Source organism: Rhodococcus sp. P3_B8 (assembly GCF_056402775.1).
Genome location: NZ_JBFUGT010000019.1, coordinates 54,957 through 72,117 on the forward strand (window position 1 = coordinate 54,957; position 17,161 = coordinate 72,117).

A 17,161-nucleotide genomic window follows, 5' to 3' on the forward strand; every position below is an offset into this window, starting at 1 on the left:
GGCACATTCGGTCAAATGTCGGTAACTGTCACCCCTGGGCCAGGGTCAGCACCACGTCGGCCAGGGCCGGAGCATGATCACGCTCGGGAACCGTGGCCGAGATGAGGAGCCTGCCCTCGTCCCGCCAGATCCGCGTGTGCAGCGTCTCGCCGGGAAAAACTACGCCCGCGAACCGCCCTCGGAAGCCCGCGACCTGCGACGCGTCCGAGTCGAGCACTGCGTCGACGGCCGCTTTGCACACCATTCCGTAGGTGCACAGGCCGTGCAGGATCGGGGCGGGAAACCCTGCGGCGGAAGCGAACTTCGGGTCGGAATGCAGGGGGTTGCGGTCGCCGCACATCCGGTATATCAGCGCCTGCTGCGGAAGGACGGGGGTGTCGACCTCGACGTCGGCAGGCCGGTCGGGTAGTTCGACGGACTGGGACGGCCCGCGCTCACCGCCGAAACCGCCTTCACCGCGGGCGAAGATGGACGACCGCCCGGTCCACAGGGGGGTGCCGTCGAGGTCGGTGGTCGTCGACTCCTGCACGATGACGGCGGCCTTGCCCTTGTCCCACACCTCGGCGATGCGGGTGGTGGTGCGGGCCTTGCCCTCCGGGGGAATCGGCTGGTGCACGGTCACTTCCTGGCTGCCGTGGACCACCTTGGCGAGGTCGATCTCGACGCCCGGGAACGACACTCGCGGGGCTTCGGTGGCGTGGAAAGTCGCGGCCACCGTGGCGAACGTGGGGAGCACCTGCGGCTTACCGTCGGTCAGGTACCGCAACTCCCTCTCGTCCAGCGGACGGGATCCGGCACCGAGAGCGAGGTGGTAGTGCTGCACGTCGGAACTGGTCCAGGAGAACTCCTGAACGGGCAGTTCGGCTCCGATGGCGATGTTCGGATCAATGGGCATTGGTGGTGTCTCCGGTGAGTGACGTCGGGGAATCGGCCTGCGAGGTCTTGTCGAGGATATCGAGTACCGCGAGATAGCCGAACGTCATCGCCGGGCCGATGGTTGCGCCGGGTCCGGCGTAGGTGTGGCCCATCACCGGGCCGCTGGCATTGCCCACCGCGTAGAGGTTCTCGATGGTGCTGCCGTCCTCCCGCAGCACGCGGGCGTTGCGGTCGGTGCGGAGACCGCCCTTGGTGCCGAGGTCGCCCGGGACCATCTTGACGGCGAAGAACGGCGCCTTCTCGAGCGCCCCGAGGCTCGGGTTGGGCTTGTTGCGGGGATCCCCGTAGTAGTGGTCGTACCCGCTCTCACCACGGCCGAAGTCCTCGTCCTTGCCGTTGCGGGCGAAAGTGTTGAAACGTGAGACCGTTTCGGTGAGCGCGTCGACCGGCACGCCGATCTTCCCGGCCAGCTCGGCGACGGTGCCCGCCTTGACGATGACACCGGCCTTCAGCCAGCGACCGGGGAACGGGGACCGTGGGGTGACTCCGGCGAACGCGTACCGGTCGCGGTAACGCTGGTCGAGGACGAGCCAGCACGGAACGTTCTCGCCCGGTCCGTCGCCCTGGCCGTGCGTGCCGCCGTACATCGCGTGCGTCGCCTCGACGTACGGTGCGGATTCGTTGACGAAGCGCTTGCCGGACTCGTTGATCATGATGCAGCCCGGCAGGCTCCGCTCGGACAGCGCGAACCACGGGCCGCCGGTGAGCGGGATGGATGGGCCCCACCAGGCGTCTTCCATCAGATCGAGCGCGGCGCCGAGCTTTTCGCCCGCCCAGATGCCGTCGCCGGTGTTGGCCTTCGCGCCGACGGTCCATTCGGTGCCGATCGGTGCTCGCTGGTACTTCTTGCGGGCCTCGTCGTTGTGCTCGAAACCGCCCGACGCGATCACCACGCCGCGGCGTGCCCGGAACACCTGCGGCTGTCCGTCGACCGTGGCGTTGACGCCCTTGACCACGCCGTCCTCCACATACAGGTCGGTGAGCGGGGTGTCGAGCAGGATCGGGACGCCGGCGGCCTTCAGCCCGGCCTGCAGTCCCGCGACGAGCGCCTGACCGCGGACGAGCAGCCGCTTCCCGGTGAGCTTGGCGCCGAGGAAGCGGAGGCCGACCCGGGCTGCGCGCAGCGGACCGCGCGGGTTGCGCATCAGCAGGTTCAGCCAGCGGTAATCGGCCTGGGTGATCACGAAATTCGACGGCGCCTTGACGTAATCGGGTTCGAGCTTCGCGAGGTCGGCGCCGAGTTTCCTGCCGTCGAACGGTGTCGGCTCGACGGACCGTCCGCCGAGCCGTCCGCCGGGGGCCTCGGGGTAGTAGTCGGAGTATTCGGGCACCCACTGCAGTTTCAGTGGACTGTTCTTCAGCACGAACGACAGCATCTCGGGGCCGCGGTCGATGTAGGCGTCGATCCGGTCCTTCGGGACGACGTCGCCGATGATGCTGTGCAGGTAGGTCCGCGCGGCGTCCGTGGTGTCCTCGACCCCCGCGGCGATCAGCGCCTCGTTGTTCGGGATCCACACGCCACCGCCGGAGCGCGCGGTGGAGCCGCCGAAGTGCGGCGCCTTTTCGAGGATGACGACGCTGAGTCCCTTGTGTGCCGCGGTGAGGGCCGCGGTCATTCCACCGGCACCGCTACCGACGACCACGATGTCGTATTCGTGCTTGCTCATGTAGAACACGTTATAGAATGATGGGGTTGTCAGTCCATCCTTTCTGCCAGGAAGTATTACTGACGCCAACAAACAAGAACGAAACACGTTGCAGTGGAAACCGGTGGGCGTGCGCACGCAAACGAACTTCAGGGAAGGTCCTCAACCATGCTCTCGACGCAACTACGCACCGAGTTGGCGAATCAGCTCGACGCCGCGGAACGTGGCCGCGCTCCCATCGGCCCCCTGACCGCGGACCATCCCGACATCGACGTCGTCGACGCCTACGAGATCCAACTGATCAACATCCGCCGCCGGTTGCAGGACGGCGCGAAGGTCGTCGGGCACAAGGTCGGCCTGTCGTCCCTCGCCATGCAGCAGATGATGGGCGTCGACGAACCCGACTACGGCCACCTGCTCGCCGACATGGAGGTCTTCGAGGACCAGCCCGTCGACACGGCGCGGTTCTGCTTCCCGCGCGTCGAGGTCGAGGTCGCATTCGTGCTGGGCGCCGACCTCCCCGGCGCAGGCTGCACCGAGCAGGACGTCCTGGACGCCACCGTGGCGTTCGCACCGTCCATCGAGCTGATCGACAGCCGGATCACCGACTGGAAGATCACACTGCCCGACACGATCGCCGACAACGCGTCGTCCGCCGGGTTCGTGCTCGGCAAGAACCGGGTGCGGCCCGAGGACATCGACATCACATCCATCGACGCCGTTCTGACCAGCAACGGCGAGATCAAGGCCGAGGGACGCAGCGACGCCGTGCTCGGCAACCCGGTGACGGCCGTCGCCTGGCTCGCGCAGAAGGTCGAAAGCTTCGGCGTCCGGTTGAAGGCCGGCGACATCGTGCTGCCCGGCTCGTGCACCCGCGCCATCGACGCGCACCCGGGCGATCACTTCCGCGCCGAGTTCAGTGGGCTCGGCTCCGTATCCCTGCAGTTCAAGTAGGAGTTTGTTCATGACCAAGGCAAGTGTGGCGATCGTCGGTTCGGGCAACATCAGCACCGACCTGCTCTACAAGCTGCAGCGATCCGAGTGGCTCGAACCCCGGTGGATGATCGGGATCGACCCCGAGAGCGAAGGCCTGGCGCGGGCCCGCAAGTTGGGACTGGAAACGTCTGCCGAGGGTGTCGACTGGTTGCTGAACCAGCCGGAGAAACCCGATCTCGTCTTCGAGGCCACGTCCGCGTACGTGCATCGGGAGGCAGCACCGCGGTACGAGGCCGCCGGCATCCGCGCCGTCGACCTGACACCCGCCGCCGTAGGACCCGCCGTGGTCCCACCGGCGAACCTGCGCGAACACCTCGGCGCCCCCAACGTCAACATGATCACGTGCGGAGGGCAGGCCACGATCCCGATCGTGTACGCCGTCTCCCGCGTCGTCGACGTGCCGTACGCCGAGATCGTCGCGTCGGTGGCGTCCGTCTCCGCAGGCCCGGGCACCCGCGCCAACATCGACGAGTTCACCAAGACCACCAGCCGCGGCATCGAGACCATCGGCGGAGCGCAGCGCGGCAAGGCCATCATCATCCTCAACCCGGCCGACCCGCCGATGATCATGCGCGACACGATCTTCTGCGCGATCCCCGAGGACGCCGACCGCGCCGCCATCACCGACTCCATCCACCGCGTAGTCGCGGACATCCAGCAGTACGTCCCCGGCTACCGGCTGCTCAACGAACCGCAATTCGACGACCCGAGCGTCGTGTCCGGCGGGCAGGCGACGGTCACCACGTTCGTCGAGGTCGAGGGCGCAGGCGACTTCCTGCCCCCGTACGCGGGCAACCTCGACATCATGACCGCAGCGGCAACCAAGGTGGGCGAGGAGATCGCCCAGAAGCTCCTGAGTGTGGAGGCATGAGCACAATGGTTCATTTCGACGGGGCGAGCGGAGCGACGGGAAATATGAGCAGCAGCTGGGACATCCGCGTCACCGACACCTCCCTGCGGGACGGTTCGCACCACAAGCGGCACCAGTTCACCGGTGAGGAGGTCCGGGCCATCGTCGGTGCGCTCGACAACGCCGGGGTCCCGGTCATCGAGGTGACGCACGGCGACGGACTGGGTGGGTCCTCGTTCAACTACGGGTTCTCCAAGGTCCCGGAGCAGGAACTCATCTCGATCGCCGTCGACACGGCGAAGAACGCGAAGATCGCCTTCCTCATGCTGCCGGGGCTCGGCATCAAGGACGACATCATCGTCGCCCAGGACAACGGCGCCTCGATCTGCCGCATCGCCACGCACTGCACCGAGGCGGACGTGTCCATCCAGCACTTCGGGCTGGCTCGCGACCGCGGTCTCGAGACCGTCGGCTTCCTGATGATGGCGCACTCGATCGCACCGGAAAAGCTCGCCAAGCAGGCCCGCATCATGGCCGACGCGGGCTGCCAGTGCGTGTACGTCGTCGACTCCGCAGGCGCGCTCGTGCTCGAGCAGGTGTCGGACCGCGTCGAGGCGCTGGTGCAGGAACTCGGCTCGGACGCACAGGTGGGTTTCCACGGTCACGAGAACCTCGGACTCGGTGTGGCCAACTCGATCGCCGCCGTGCGGGCAGGTGCAAAGCAGATCGACGGCAGCACACGACGATTCGGCGCCGGCGCCGGTAACGCGCCGGTCGAGGCGTTCGTCGGCGTGTGCGACAAGATCGGCGTCAAGACGGGGATCGACTTCTTCGCGATCGCCGACGCCGCCGAGGACGTGGTGCGTCCGGCGATGCCCGCCGAATGCCTCCTCGACCGCCAGGCGCTGATGATGGGGTACGCCGGCGTCTACTCGAGCTTCCTCAAGCACGCGGAACGTCAGGCCGAGCGGTACGGCGTCTCGTCCGCCGAACTCCTCGTCCGCGCCGGCAAGCGCAAGCTCGTCGGCGGCCAGGAAGACCAGCTCATCGACATCGCGCTCGAACTGCAGCGCGAGCGGGCTGCGGCTGCGCCGCCCGTGAGTACTTCTTAACGTCGGGCGGTTGATAAGTACTCACGGGTCAGCGGGCGGTCTCCCACAGCCCGACGACGTTGCCCTCGGAGTCGGTGAAGTACGCGGCGAATCCCATGTTCCCGACGGGGGTCCTGCCGGTGACGGTCTTGCCACCGAGGGATTCGATCCTTTCGAGGGCGGATTCGATGCTCTCGACGTCGACGGTGACCACGGGAGTGGTCACCTCCCCGCGCTGCATCATGCCGCCGTTGATGTAACCGGGTTCGTCGGGCATGCCGCTCTCACCGACGGGTCCGGTGGTGACCATGCTGTAGTCCATGTCGGGGATCTCGGCGATGGCCCACCCGAATGCGTCCCGATAGAACGCTCGTGCGCGGTCACCGTCGTCGAAGGGGATCTCGAAGTGCACGATTCGGCCTGTCATGGCACGCCTCCGGTTCGGCTGGAACCGCCGAATCCGACGGCACATCCAGCCTAAGCGCCCAATGTGACATTCGTGCAGCCTGACTGCACGAATGTCACATCGGGCGACGCATCCGCCGCAGCGGTACCGACGACTATTCGACGCGATCTCGCACGTCGATGAACCCCTCCATCACCGCGTGGTTGATGCTGTCCCACAGTCGCGGGCACCCCTCGCGGAGCGCGGTGGACTGTCCCTCGCCGACGGCGTCCCGGAACCTCGGGCACGTCTTCGCAGGGTCGTCCGTCCACTGGACGCTCGTGTGCTTGAGGCTGTTCTTGCGCACCAGCACACAGGTTCCGCACGTACGGCACTCGACTTCGTTCATGCCGTCGTCGAGGTAATTGGCCTTGTCGGCCAACGTCTGCGCATGAATGGCCTCGAGCCGAGCAGGCTGCCCGGCGAAGTCGGGAGCTTTGGCCCATTCGATCGAGGCACTCATGATCAGACCTGCGCTTCCTTGCTCTCGGACCGCCCCGCGGTCGTGTTCTCGGACCGCTCACCGGCCTCGCGTTCGGCCTTCTGACGGGCCAGGTTCTCCTCGACCTCGTGTTGCCAGGCCTCGTTGGCCTTGGTGGTGTCGACTTCGAACTCGAAACGCTGCGTCATCTTGTCGGTGACGTCGGCGACGTCGACGTAGAACTGGTCGTACCAGCGTCGCAGCTGGTAGACCGGACCGTCCTCGTCGCAGAGCAGGGGGTTGTCGATCTTGGTCTTGTTCTTCCAGATCTCGACGTCCTGCAGGAATCCCTCGGCGATGCCCTCGGTGAACTTTGCGGCCAGCTTGTCGGCTGTTTCGTCGTCGATGCCGGTCGGCTTCTTGACGGTCACGCCGTACTGGAGCATGAACGAATTGTTCGTCACCGGATAGTGGCAGTTGATGAGGACGCTCTCGACCTCGTACCCGCCGTAGCTGTTCCACAGTGGATTGATCATGTAGGACGGCCCGTAGTACGCGGCCTCGGAACGCAGCAGCGATTCCATGCCGTACTGCGTCGCCATCCCGACGTCGGGGCGACCTTTCGTGTTGAGGTACTGCGTTGCGATGTGGCCTTCGAAGACGTTCTTGAAGTACGTCGGGAACGCGTAGTGGATGTAGAAGAAGTGCGCCATGTCGACGACGTTGTCGATGATCTCGCGGCAGTTGGACCCTTCGATCAGCATCGAGTTCCAGGTCCAGTCGGTCCACTCGTCGCTGTAGGCGCCTTCGATGCGGGGGATGGTCACGTTCTCCGGCGGGGGATTGCCCTCCGGGTCGTTCCAGACGAACAGCTGACCGTTCTGCTCGAGGGTGAGCCATGCCCGGGTGCGGGCGATCGGGGGAACCCGGCGTGCGTAGGGAATGCTGGTGCACTTGCCGTTGCCGCCCCAGCGCCAGTCGTGGAACGGGCAGGCCACGGAATCGCCTTTGACCGTGCCCTGAGACAGGTCGCCGCCCATGTGCCGGCAATACGCGTCCAGAACCTTCAGTTCGCCCTTGCTGTCGGCGAAGACGACGAGTTTGGTGCCGAATGCCTCGATCGAATGCGGTTTGCCGTCCTTGAACGTCTTGGTCAAACCGAGGCAGTGCCAACCACGCGCGAAGCGGGTCTGGACCGTGCCCACATCGATCTCGCGAATCTGCGCCATTGTGCCCTCACATCCCTTCATGCTGTTAGTAGAACACGTTATAGAACTTCGACACGATCCGCCAGATTTTCGGGGGCTTTCTTCCAGACCCGTGCCGTCAAACAGCGCCTTTGCCGGCATCTCGACATAAATGGGAACGTGTTCTAGTCTCAGAAGATAAGTGAACCATCGAACGAGACAGGAGCGTCCTGTGGGTGACCATGACAGTCACGAGGTGATGCAGCGGCTCGACGCACTACTGCCGACGCTGCGAGAGCGTGCGCAGGAGACCGAGGATCTACGTCGTATCCCCGACGATTCCATGAAGGCGCTCCAGGAGACCGGATTCTTCCGGTTGCTCCAGCCCGAACAGTGGGGTGGATACCAGGCGGATCCGGTGTTGTTCTACTCCGCGGTGCGGAAGATCGCGAGCGCCTGCGGTTCCACCGGCTGGGTCTCGTCGATCATCGGTGTCCACAACTGGCACCTCGCCCTGTTCTCGCAGCAGGCTCAGGAAGACGTGTGGGGCAACGACACCGACGTCCGGATCTCGTCGTCGTACGCGCCGATGGGCGCCGGGCAGGTCGTCGACGGCGGATACACGGTCAACGGTGCCTGGGCCTGGTCTTCCGGCTGTGATCACGCCAGCTGGGCGGTGCTCGGTGGGCCCGTCATCAAGGACGGTCGCCCGGTCGACTTCGTCAGTTTCCTCATCCCGCGCGAGGACTACCGGATCGACGACGTGTGGAATGTGGTGGGACTCCGCGGAACCGGCAGTAACACCGTGGTGGTGAAGGACGTCTTCGTCCCGACGCACCGCGTTCTCAGCTTCAAGGCGATGAGCAACCTCACCGCACCCGGGCTCGAGCGCAACACCGCACCCGTCTACAAGATGCCCTGGGGAACAATCCATCCCACCACCATCTCCGCGCCGATCGTCGGGATGGCCTATGGCGCCTACGACGCGCACGTCGAACATCAGGGAAAGCGCGTCCGCGCGGCGTTCGCCGGTGAGAAGGCGAAGGACGACCCGTTCGCCAAGGTTCGCATCGCAGAGGCCTCGAGTGACATCGACGCAGCCTGGCGCCAGCTGTCCGGGAACGTCGCCGACGAATACGCACTGCTCGTCGCCGGTGAGGAAGTCCCGTTCGAGCTGCGGCTGCGGGCTCGCCGCGACCAGGTGCGCGCCACGGGCCGCGCCATTTCGTCCATCGACAAACTGTTCGAGAGCTCGGGGGCCACCGCGCTGGCCAATGGCACGCCGCTGCAGCGTTTCTGGCGCGACGCGCACGCCGGACGCGTCCACGCGGCCAACGATCCCGAGCGCGCCTACGTCATGTACGGCACAGGCGAATTCGGTCTGCCCATCACCGACACGATGGTCTAGGAGAACACGTGACGACTACCGAAGAGGCCCTCACGTTCGAGTCCACCTCGAAGTTCGCGCAGGTCCGGCCCGACCTGACGTTGCACTACCACGAGGCCGGCGTCGGCAACGACACCACGATCGTGCTGCTGCACGGCGGCGGACCGGGCGCTTCGTCGTGGTCGAACTTCGCCAGGAACATCCCGGTTCTCGCCGAGAAGTTCCACGTGCTCGCCGTCGATCAGCCGGGATACGGGTTGTCGGACAAGCCGACCGAGCACCCGCAGTACTTCGTGCACAGCGCGTCCGCGCTGAAGGACCTGCTCGACACCCTCGGCGTCGGCGGACGTGTCCACCTGCTCGGCAACTCGCTCGGTGGCGGTGCCGCGGTGCGTTTCGCGCTGGACTACCCCGACCGCGCGGGCCGGCTGGTGCTCATGGGCCCGGGCGGGCTGAGCGTCAACCTGTTCGCCCCGGACCCGACCGAGGGCGTCAAGAACCTCGGCAAATTCGGCTACCAGCCCACCCGGGAGAACCTCGAGGCGTTCCTGCGCATCATGGTGTTCGACCAGAAGTTGATCACCGACGAACTGATCGACGAACGTTTCGCCGCCGCGAGCACACCCGAGTCGCTCGCGGCCGCCAAGGCGATGGGAAAGTCGTTCTCCTCGGACGACTTCGAGCTGGGAATGCTGTGGCGCGACGCGTACAAGCTGCGCCAGCGGGTGCTGCTGATCTGGGGTCGCGAAGACCGGGTCAACCCGCTCGACGGTGCGCTGGTGGCGCTGAAGATGATTCCGCGGGCGCAGTTGCACGTCTTCGGCGGGTGCGGACACTGGGCGCAGCTGGAGAAGTTCGACGAGTTCAACCGCCTGGCCACCGATTTCCTTCTGGACGGGGGTAAGTGATGAGTATTCGTTCACTGGCATACATGCGCATCGAGGCCACCGACATGGCCGCGTGGCGCGAATACGGTCTCAAGGTGCTCGGCATGGTCGAGGGCAAGGGCTCCGACCCGGACGCCCTGTATCTGCGGATGGACGACTTCCCGGCTCGCCTCGTGATCTTCCCGGGGGAGCAGGACCGGCTGTCGGTGTCGGGCTGGGAGACGGCCAATGCCGCGGAGTTGCAGGAGGTCCGGGACAACCTGTCGGCGGCCGGCGTCGCGTTCAAGGAGGGGACGGCCGAGCAGCTGCAGGACCGCAGGGTCGACGAGCTGATCACGTTCGAGGACCCGTCGGGTAACACGCTCGAGGCGTTTCACGGCGCGGCCCTGGAGCACCGGCGCGTGGTCAGCCCGTACGGGCACAAGTTCGTCACCGGTGAGCAGGGCCTCGGGCACGTCGTGCTCTCGACCACGGACGACGAGGCGTCGCTGCGCTTCTACCGCGACGTCCTCGGTTTCCGCCTGCGCGATTCGATGCGGTTGCCCCCGCAAATGGTCGGGCGGCCGGCGGACGGCAAGCCGGCGTGGTTGCGGTTCTTCGGCTGCAACCCGCGGCATCACAGTCTCGCGTTCCTGCCGATGCCGACGCCGAGCGGCATCGTGCACCTGATGATCGAGGTCGAGAACTCCGACGACGTCGGATTGTGCCTCGACCGCGCGCTCCGCAAGAAGGTCAAGATGTCGGCCACGCTCGGCCGCCACGTCAACGACCTGATGCTGTCGTTCTACATGAAGACCCCCGGCGGCTTCGACATCGAATTCGGTTGCGAGGGACGTCAGGTGGAGGACGAGAGCTGGATCGCGAGGGAGAGCACGGCCGTCAGCCTGTGGGGTCACGACTTCAGCGTCGGGATGCAGCCGTGAGCGAGGTGACCGGGGACGGGGCCGTCGCGGCCGAGGCGATCGATCCGCGACGGTTCCGGACGGTGCTCGGCCAGTTCTGCACCGGCGTCACCATCATCACGACGATCGACGACGGCGTGCCCGTGGGGTTCGCATGCCAGTCGTTCGCCGCGCTGTCGCTCGAACCCCCGCTCGTGCTGTTCTGCCCGACCAAGACGTCGCGGTCGTGGGCGGCGATCGAGCGCAGCGGCATCTTCTGCGTCAACGTGCTCGCCGAAGAACAACAGTCGACGTGCGCCCGCTTCGGTTCCCGCGACCCGGACAAATTCGCCGGGATCGACTGGACGGAGTCGCCGCTGGGCTCGCCGATCCTCACCGGCTCGCTCGCCCACATCGACTGCTCGCTCGAGAGCGTGCACGACGGCGGCGACCACTGGGTCGCGTTCGGCCGGGTCTCCTCCCTGAGCGAGATCAGGGAGGAGCGACCGTTGCTGTTCTACCGCGGGCAGTACACCGGCATCGAGCCGGACAAGACGGTGCCTGCGCCGTGGCGCGACGACCTCGAGGCGTTCCTCACGACGTCGTCGGAAGACACCTGGCTCTAGTTCCTAGACGGCGACACCGATGTACTTGGTCTCGAGGAATTCGTCGATGCCGGTGGTCCCGCCTTCGCGTCCGAGCCCGGATTCCTTCACGCCGCCGAACGGCGCGGCCGGATTCGATACCACGCCCTGGTTGAGGCCGACCATGCCCGACTCCAGCGCCTCGCACACGCGGATGCCGCGCTTGAGGCTCTCGGTGTACACGTAGGCCACCAGCCCGTACGGGGTGTCGTTGGCCCGCTCGACGGCCTCGGCCTCGGTCTCGAACGTGCTGATCGCGGCCACCGGGCCGAAGATCTCGTTGTGGCACATCTCGGCCTCGTCGGGCACACCCGTCAGGACCGTCGCCGGGTAGAAGTTGCCCGGGCGGTCGAGTGCCTCGCCGCCGGTGAGCACCGAGGCGCCGCGGTCGACCGCGTCCGCGACGAGACTGCTCACCTTCGCGACGGCCGCCTCGTCGATCAGCGGTCCGACCACGACGCCGTCCTCCGTGCCGCGCCCGACGGGCAGGGCCTCCATCCGCTGCGTGAGTTTGCGCGTGAATTCCTCGGCGACCGAACTGTGCACGAGAATCCGGTTGGCAGCCGTGCAGGCCTGGCCGATGTTGCGCATCTTCGCCGCCATGGCCCCGTCGACGGCGTCGTCGAGATTCGCGTCGTCGAAGACGAGGAACGGCGCGTTGCCGCCCAATTCCATGGATGTGCGCATCACCGTGCGCGCGCACAGTTCGAGCAGATGCTTCCCGACCTTGGTCGAACCGGTGAACGACAGCTTGCGGGCCCTGCCGTCGAGGATGAGGGGAGTGATGACCTCGTCGGGGCTGGACGTGGTGACGACGTTGACAACGCCGTCCGGCAGCCCGGCCTCGGTGAGGATGTCGGCGAGCGCCAGGATCGACAGCGGCGTCTGGGCCGCCGGCTTGATGACGGACGTGCATCCGGCGGCGATCGCGGGCCCGATCTTCCGGGTGCCCATCGCCATCGGGAAGTTCCACGGGGTGATGAGCAGGCTCGGCCCCACGGGCTGTCGGGTCACGAGGAACCGCGACCCGCCGCCGGGCGCCGTCATGTAGCCGCCGTCGATGCGGACGGCCTCCTCGGCAAACCAGCGGAAGAACTCTGCGGCGTAGGCGATTTCGCCCCGAGCCTCGGTGAGGGGCTTGCCCATCTCGAGCGTCATGACCAGCGCCAGCCGGTCGACGTTCTCGAGCAGAAGTCGGTGTGCGTTCATGAGGATGGTGCTGCGTTCGCGGGGTGTCGTGGCCGCCCACGACGGTTGCGCCGCCACCGCCGCGTCGAGCGCCTCGCGGGCCTCCGCGGCGTCGGCGTCGGCGACCGTGCACAGGATCTGTCCATTGGACGGGTCGTGGACCGGCATGGTGCGGGCGCTGTCGCGCCACTTGCCGCCGATGAACAGGCCGGTCTGCACCGATGCGATTGCTGCTTCCTCGAGCATGATTTTTCCCCATTCTCCATTGCCGAAGGGACGCTCCCCATGTTATACAGATTGTCAACAATCTGACAATGCACTTGCCGACATTCGCCGGCATCTACGCGTGGGAGGGTTCTCGTGACTCGGCTATCTCCACTGCTCGCACAGGCCACACCCGTGACGGTCGATCACGGTGAAGGGTGCTACCTCTACGGCACCGACGGCAGGCGCTATCTCGACTTCACCGCGGGCATCGGCGTCACCAGCACCGGGCACTGCCACCCGCACGTCGTGGAGGCCGCGCGCAGGCAGGTCGGCTCCCTGATCCACGGCCAGTACACGACGGTCATGCACCAGCCGATGCTCGAACTGGTCGATCGACTGGGATCGGTGCTGCCCCCGGGGCTCGACTCGCTGTTCTTCGCGAACTCGGGGAGTGAGGCCGTCGAGGCGTCGCTGCGACTGTCGCGGCAGGCGACCGGCCGCCCCAACGTGATCGTCTTCCACGGCGGATTCCACGGACGCACGGTCGCGACGGCGACGATGACCACGTCCGGCACCCGGTTCTCGGCCGGCTTCAGCCCGCTGATGGGCGGGGTGCACGTGGCACCGTTCCCCAACGCCTACCGCTACGGCTGGACCGAGGAGGAGGCGACCGCGTTCGCGCTGAAGGAACTCGATTACATCTTCGCGACGCTCACTGCGCCGAACGAGACGGCGGCGTTCGTCGTCGAGCCCGTCCTCGGCGAGGGCGGATACGTGCCCGGCAACACCGCGTTCTTCCACGGGCTCCGCGAGCGCGCCGACCGGTACGGCATCCTGCTCGTCATCGACGAGATCCAGACCGGTTTCGGTCGCACCGGCAAGTTCTTCGGGCACCAGCATTTCGACGTCCGGCCCGACATCATCACCATCGCCAAGGGTCTGGCCAGTGGTTTCCCGTTGTCGGGCATCGCGGCGTCCGAGGAGCTCATGGCCAAGGGCTGGCCGGGGTCGCAGGGTGGAACGTACGGCGGCAACGCCGTGTCCTGCGCGGCCGCGGTCGCGACGCTCGAGGTGATTGAGAAGGAAGATCTCGTGGCCAACGCCGCCGCGCGGGGCGTCCAGTTGCTCGACGGTGCGCGCGCCCGCGCCATCGACGGGATCGGCGACGTCCGTGGTCTCGGACTGCTCGTGGGTAGCGAGTTCACGGCCGCCGACGGCAGTGCGGACCGTGCGAAAGCGTCTGCGGCGCAGCAGCTGGCCGCGAAGAAGGGGCTGCTGCTCTTGACCTGCGGCGCCCACATGAACGTGGTACGGATGATTCCACCGCTCATCGTGACGGCGGAACAGATCGAGGACGCCCTGAAGATCTGGTCCGAAGTACTCGACGAAGTGTGACAAGCACCCGTGAGTACTTGTTAACCGCGGGCGGTTAACAAGTACTCACGGGCTCCGAAGGAGGACCTGTGGCTCGCTACATCACTATCAGCCTGGACAAGCGCGGCGTGACCTGCCGTGCCCGGCTTCTCGACGAGGATGCACCACTCACGTGCGACGCGGTGTGGAACGTGCTTCCGCAGAGCGGCGACGCGTACCACGCCAAGTACGCGCGCAACGAGGTGTACACGCTGATCCCGCGGATCACCGCGGCGCCGCGGCGGGAAAATCCCACCGTCACACCGATTCCCGGTGACGTGTGCCTGTTCGACTTCGAGCCCTGGGAGATCGGCAACTCCGCCTACGGGTACGAGCCGGGCTCGGAGGCGCACGCCGCGCAGGGCGCCACCGACCTCGCGATCTTCTACGGCCGCAACAACCTCCTGCTCAACGGCGACGTCGGCTGGGTGCCGGGCAACGTGTTCGCCGCCATCGAGGAGGGGCTGCCGGAATTGGCGGCCGCGTGCAACGACCTGTGGATGCGCGGCGTCGAAGGCGAGACGATGAGCTTCGCGCGGGCCTGACGCAGGCTGGACCGGTCCAGAGTGTGTGCGATGGCCCTCGACGGGCGCCGGACCGTCCACCACCATCGGACGCTATGAAGCTGGACATCTATCAGATCGACGCATTCGCCGCCGGGCCCTTCGAGGGCAACCCGGCGGCGGTTATGCCGCTGACCGCCGACTGGCTGGACGATTCGGTGCTTCAGCAACTCGCCGAAGAGAACAACCTGTCCGAGACGGCGTTCTACACCGCTCAGCTTCCCGTGGATGCGGGGCCCCACGACCCGGAACACCCGGCGTATCACCTGCGGTGGTTCACCCCTGCCGTCGAGGTGGACCTGTGCGGCCATGCCACCCTCGCCACCGCCGCACAGATCTTCGAGGACGTGCACCCGGACGCCGACCGCATCCAATTCTGGACGCGCAGCGGCTGGCTGCATGTCGACCGTGGACCGGACGCGACGCTGGTGATGGATTTCCCGGCGGAGCCGCCGGCACCGACCGCGGCCGATCCCCGGATCGTCGCCGCACTCGGGATTCCGGTGCGGGAGTGCCTGAAGGCCACCGACCTCGTGTTCGTCGCGGAATCCGAACGCGACATCGCGTCGATGGCACCCGACTTCGCCGTGATCAGCCCGCTGGAGGTGCGGGGAATCGTCGTCACCGCAGCATCCGACGTCGAGGGACTTGATTTCGTGTCGCGATGGTTCGGCGCCGCGGCCGGCGTTCAGGAGGATCCGGTGACGGGGTCCGCGCACTCGCAGATCGCGCCGTACTGGGCTGACGTCCTGGGCCGAGACAGCCTTGTCGGACGACAACTGTCGGCGCGGGGAGGAACGGTGCACTGCGAGGTGCGCGGCGACCGCGTCCACCTGTCCGGGGCGTACCGGCGGTACCTCAGGGGCACCGTCGAGTTCTAGCGCTGGCTGAAGACCTCCGAATACAGCGTCTCGATCTGGCCGGCGGTGGGCACGACCGGATTGTTGCCGGGCGATCCGGACGCCAGCGCCTGCTCTGCCATCAACGGAATGAGGCCGTCCCAGGCGTCGCGGTCGATCCCGTAGGCGAGCGGCGTCGGAACCTTCAGGTCGTGACACAGCGTGCTCAGGGTTTCGACGAGGAACTGCGCGGCGACGGAATCGCCTGCCGATTCCGGTGCAGCGCCGAATGCACGCGCGCAGTCGGCGTAGCGGCTCTCCGCTCCGTTCACGGAGAACGCCGTGATCGCGGGAAGTAGCATGGCATTCGACAGTCCGTGTGCGACATGGAAATGCGCACCGATCGGCCTGCTCATCCCGTGCACCAGCGCCACGCTCGAGTTGGAGAACGCCATACCGGCCTGCATGGACGCGACCATCATCGCTTCCCTCGCGGTGCGGTCTTCACCGTCCGCGTACGCCGTGCCGATGTGCTTACCAATCGTGCGGATCGCGGAGAGCGCGAGTCCGTCGGTGAACGGCTGGGCCTTCTTGCTGACGTACGCCTCGATGGCGTGGGTGAGCGCATCGATTCCGGTGTCGGCGGTCAACCGCGGCGGCATCGACATCGTGAGTTCGAAATCCACGATCGCGGCGATCGGCAGGAAGGAGAGTCCCGGGCACAGCATCTTCTCGTCGGAAGCGCTGTCGCTGATGACGGTGAATTGCGTCGCCTCCGAGCCGCTTCCGGCGGTGGTCGGTACCGCGATGATCGGCAGCGCCTTCCCGGTGTACACGTGGGGTGCCTTGTACGACCGCATCTCGCCGCCGTTCGCGGACAGCACGGCCAATGCCTTCGCGGTGTCCATCGGACTACCGCCGCCGAACCCGATCACCGAATCCGCGTTGTGCTCGGCGACGATCCTCAGCCCTTCCTCCAGAGAATCGGTGGTGGGGTCGGGCACGGTGCCGGAGAACAGTGCCGGCTCCTTGCCCGCGGACCTGAGGAGGCTCATGATCCGGTCGGCCGCGCCGGTGCCGGTCAGATAGGAGTCGGTGACGAGAACCGGTCTCTGCAAGCCCAGTTGGTCGACAACCGAGCCGATCTCGTCGACTGCTCCGGCCCCGATCCTGGCGAATCGGGGGAGTGAGAGGTGTGCGGTCATGGGAGAGGTTCCTTAGTTGTTCTGGGGGAAGCCGAGGTTGAGTCCGCCGTGGCTGGGGTCGAGCCAGCGGGTGGTGACGACCTTGCCGCGGGTGAAGAAGTGGACGCCTTCGGTGCCGTGGGCGTGGCTGTCGCCGAACAGGGAGTTCTTCCAGCCGCCGAAGGAGTAGTACGCCATGGGGACGGGGATGGGGACGTTGATGCCGACCATGCCGACCTCGACCTCGTTCTGGAACCGTCGGGCGGCGCCGCCGTCGTTGGTGAAGATGGCGGTGCCGTTGCCGAACTGGCTCGAGTTCACCAGTTCCAGGGCCTCGTCGTAGGAGTCGACGCGGATGACGGASAGGACGGGTCCGAAGATTTCGTCGGTGTACAC

18 protein-coding genes are annotated in these 17,161 nt (G+C 66.5%); 10 read left to right on the forward strand and 8 right to left on the reverse strand.

Features of this window, described 5'->3' with window-relative positions:
- Positions 1–28: 28 nt before the first annotated feature.
- Complete coding sequence (locus tag AC1D1G_RS10500) at positions 29–895, reverse strand: MaoC/PaaZ C-terminal domain-containing protein (RefSeq protein WP_477951973.1); 867 nt, start codon at positions 893–895, stop codon at positions 29–31.
- On the reverse strand, positions 885–2,603 hold the full coding sequence (gene kstD, locus AC1D1G_RS10505) for a 3-oxosteroid 1-dehydrogenase (RefSeq protein WP_283354708.1): 1,719 nt from the start codon (positions 2,601–2,603) through the stop codon (positions 885–887). Before kstD ends, AC1D1G_RS10500 begins: the two co-directional genes overlap by 11 nt.
- Before the next feature lie 147 nt (positions 2,604–2,750).
- Here kstD and AC1D1G_RS10510 point away from each other — a divergent pair, with 147 nt between their 5' ends.
- From AC1D1G_RS10510 to dmpG, 3 genes are read left to right on the forward strand one after another with little or no spacing between them, the layout of a single operon-like run.
- Positions 2,751–3,536, forward strand: a complete 786-nt coding sequence (locus tag AC1D1G_RS10510; protein ID WP_477951976.1) for a 2-keto-4-pentenoate hydratase — start codon at positions 2,751–2,753, stop codon at positions 3,534–3,536.
- Between the two features lie 10 nt (positions 3,537–3,546).
- Entirely contained in the window at positions 3,547–4,449 is a 903-nt protein-coding gene (locus AC1D1G_RS10515; protein ID WP_009477595.1) for an acetaldehyde dehydrogenase (acetylating), read from the forward strand.
- A 44-nt stretch (positions 4,450–4,493) separates the two neighbouring features.
- Positions 4,494–5,540, forward strand: coding sequence for a 4-hydroxy-2-oxovalerate aldolase (gene dmpG / locus AC1D1G_RS10520; protein ID WP_283334966.1), 1,047 nt, complete (start codon positions 4,494–4,496; stop codon positions 5,538–5,540).
- Positions 5,541–5,568: 28 nt separating this feature from the next.
- Here dmpG and AC1D1G_RS10525 read toward each other — a convergent pair whose 3' ends face one another.
- The 3 genes from AC1D1G_RS10525 to AC1D1G_RS10535 form a co-directional block, all read right to left on the reverse strand.
- Entirely contained in the window at positions 5,569–5,946 is a 378-nt protein-coding gene (locus AC1D1G_RS10525) for a VOC family protein (RefSeq protein WP_009477597.1), read from the reverse strand.
- A 133-nt stretch (positions 5,947–6,079) separates the two neighbouring features.
- Entirely contained in the window at positions 6,080–6,427 is a 348-nt protein-coding gene (locus AC1D1G_RS10530) for a hypothetical protein (RefSeq protein ID WP_477951979.1), read from the reverse strand.
- Positions 6,428–6,429: 2 nt separating this feature from the next.
- Positions 6,430–7,614: a 3-ketosteroid-9-alpha-monooxygenase, oxygenase component gene (locus AC1D1G_RS10535; protein WP_283354808.1), complete on the reverse strand. Its 1,185-nt coding sequence runs from the start codon at positions 7,612–7,614 to the stop codon at positions 6,430–6,432.
- A 190-nt stretch (positions 7,615–7,804) separates the two neighbouring features.
- Between AC1D1G_RS10535 and hsaA the strand changes: the two genes are divergently transcribed.
- From hsaA to hsaB, 4 genes are read left to right on the forward strand one after another with little or no spacing between them, the layout of a single operon-like run.
- A complete protein-coding gene (gene hsaA / locus AC1D1G_RS10540) occupies positions 7,805–8,980 on the forward strand; it encodes a 3-hydroxy-9,10-secoandrosta-1,3,5(10)-triene-9,17-dione monooxygenase oxygenase subunit (RefSeq protein ID WP_477951981.1) in 1,176 nt (391 codons plus the stop codon).
- 8 nt (positions 8,981–8,988) lie between these two features.
- Positions 8,989–9,867: a 4,5:9,10-diseco-3-hydroxy-5,9,17-trioxoandrosta-1(10),2-diene-4-oate hydrolase gene (gene hsaD / locus AC1D1G_RS10545; RefSeq protein WP_477951983.1), complete on the forward strand. Its 879-nt coding sequence runs from the start codon at positions 8,989–8,991 to the stop codon at positions 9,865–9,867.
- Complete coding sequence (hsaC, locus tag AC1D1G_RS10550; RefSeq protein ID WP_005263859.1) at positions 9,867–10,769, forward strand: iron-dependent extradiol dioxygenase HsaC; 903 nt, start codon at positions 9,867–9,869, stop codon at positions 10,767–10,769. Before hsaD ends, hsaC begins: the two co-directional genes overlap by 1 nt.
- Positions 10,766–11,353, forward strand: coding sequence for a 3-hydroxy-9,10-secoandrosta-1,3,5(10)-triene-9,17-dione monooxygenase reductase subunit (gene hsaB / locus AC1D1G_RS10555; protein ID WP_005244804.1), 588 nt, complete (start codon positions 10,766–10,768; stop codon positions 11,351–11,353). Before hsaC ends, hsaB begins: the two co-directional genes overlap by 4 nt.
- 3 nt (positions 11,354–11,356) lie before the next feature.
- Here hsaB and AC1D1G_RS10560 read toward each other — a convergent pair whose 3' ends face one another.
- Positions 11,357–12,805: an NAD-dependent succinate-semialdehyde dehydrogenase gene (locus tag AC1D1G_RS10560; protein ID WP_477951986.1), complete on the reverse strand. Its 1,449-nt coding sequence runs from the start codon at positions 12,803–12,805 to the stop codon at positions 11,357–11,359.
- Positions 12,806–12,919: 114 nt separating this feature from the next.
- Here AC1D1G_RS10560 and AC1D1G_RS10565 point away from each other — a divergent pair, with 114 nt between their 5' ends.
- From AC1D1G_RS10565 to AC1D1G_RS10575, 3 genes are all read left to right on the forward strand, one after another.
- Positions 12,920–14,161 (forward strand): aspartate aminotransferase family protein, encoded by a 1,242-nt coding sequence (locus AC1D1G_RS10565; RefSeq protein WP_477951987.1) that lies wholly within the window; start codon positions 12,920–12,922, stop codon positions 14,159–14,161.
- Positions 14,162–14,229: 68 nt separating this feature from the next.
- The gene (locus AC1D1G_RS10570; protein ID WP_009477605.1) at positions 14,230–14,724 is read left to right on the forward strand and encodes a DUF3830 family protein; all 495 of its coding nucleotides are present in this window, start codon (positions 14,230–14,232) and stop codon (positions 14,722–14,724) included.
- Positions 14,725–14,798: 74 nt separating this feature from the next.
- Entirely contained in the window at positions 14,799–15,623 is an 825-nt protein-coding gene (locus tag AC1D1G_RS10575; protein ID WP_477951988.1) for a PhzF family phenazine biosynthesis protein, read from the forward strand.
- Here AC1D1G_RS10575 and AC1D1G_RS10580 read toward each other — a convergent pair.
- Entirely contained in the window at positions 15,620–16,786 is a 1,167-nt protein-coding gene (locus tag AC1D1G_RS10580; protein WP_477951989.1) for an iron-containing alcohol dehydrogenase, read from the reverse strand. The genes AC1D1G_RS10575 and AC1D1G_RS10580 overlap by 4 nt on opposite strands.
- Positions 16,787–16,798: 12 nt before the next feature.
- On the reverse strand, positions 16,799–17,161 hold a 363-nt coding region (locus AC1D1G_RS10585), incomplete at its 5' end, for an aldehyde dehydrogenase family protein (protein ID WP_477951990.1).